Below are 1,261 nucleotides of genomic sequence, written 5' to 3' on the forward strand. Positions count from 1 at the left end.
CCGTGACCGGTCAGCCGCCTGCGCCTCCCGGTCCGCCCGGTGCGCCGGGTGCGGGTCAGCCGCCCGCGCCTCCCGGTCCGCCCGGGCAGCCGCAGGCCGGTCCCGCGGCGCAGGCCCCGGCGCCCACCGGCGTGCCCACGGTCGGCCCGGGGTACCAGGCGGTGCTCCGCTACCGGGCGCCCGACGGCTCCGAGCAGCAGCTCATCCGGCGTTCCGCGCCGGGCACCCCGCACCCGGAGTGGCAGATCCTGCACGAGCTGCGGGCGATGAACGTGCCGCCGCAGCAGGTGCTGGAGCTGCACACCGAGCTGGAGTCGTGCGAGCTGCCCGGCGGTTACTGCGCGCGGATGATCCGGGAGACCTGGCCGCAGGTCCGGATCACGAGCGTGGCCCCGTACGGCAAGGACCACGCGGGCCGTCAGCAGGGCATGCGGCATCTGCTGACCCATCAGGGTGAGCTGCACCAGGTGGCGGACGGTCCGGCGCGCCCCGCGCCGGTACGGGCGCCGCTGGCGCCGGTGCCGCTCCAGCCGGCGATTCCGCTGGACGCCATCGGCGCGGAGCTGGCCGGGGCGTTCGGTCCGCAGGGCGTGTTCCGTTTCGATCAGCGGGCGGTGTCCCGCCAGGGCGTGCCGGAGATCGTGGCGCAGACGCTGGTGTGGGCGGGTCTGCCGACGGACTTCGGGCCGTTCTTCTGGGCGCAGGCGGTGCCGGGCCAGCCGGTGCCGACGCTGGCGGAGCTGGCCGCGCAGCGGCAGGTGCAGGCGGCGTCCGACGCGGGTTCGTACCTGGTGGTGGGCAGTGACTTCGGCAAGGCGCTGTGCGTGCAGTACGGGACGGCGCACATAGTGGCGGTCCCGGTGGAGGCCGGTCCGGGCGGTGCTCCGGTGCCGCCGCAGTTCGTGAATTCGAGCCTGCCGCAGTTCGCCCGGTCGCTGGCGATGATGGGTCACATGTGGCGGCTGCGGCAGCATCTGACGCCGGAGCAGGCAGGGCGCTGGACGGTCGATTTCCAGACGAATCTGGCGGGGCTCGACAGTGCGGCGCTCGCGTCGCCGGAGAGCTGGTGGTCGGTGCTGCTGGAGCAGATGTGGGACGGATTGCTCTGATCGGATGATCGGGCGGATGGCCCGGGGGGGGGGGCCCCGCGGGGGGGCCCCCCCCCGCTGTGGGGAAACCCCCCCCGCGCGCGGGCGGCCCCGCGCGCGGGGGGGGGTGAGTTGAAGGTCGGGGCACCGGGACCGAGAGAGATATAAAAGAT

General features: G+C 74.7%; 1 protein-coding gene. It reads left to right on the top strand.

Annotated elements, in window-relative coordinates:
* A partial coding sequence (locus ACFXA3_RS42765) for an SUKH-4 family immunity protein (protein ID WP_385196990.1) occupies window positions 1-1,109 on the top strand: 1,109 nt, incomplete at its 5' end.
* Window positions 1,110-1,261: the final 152 nt, after the last annotated feature.

This window comes from Streptomyces sp. NPDC059456 (assembly GCF_042750055.1).
Classification (GTDB): domain Bacteria; phylum Actinomycetota; class Actinomycetes; order Streptomycetales; family Streptomycetaceae; genus Streptomyces.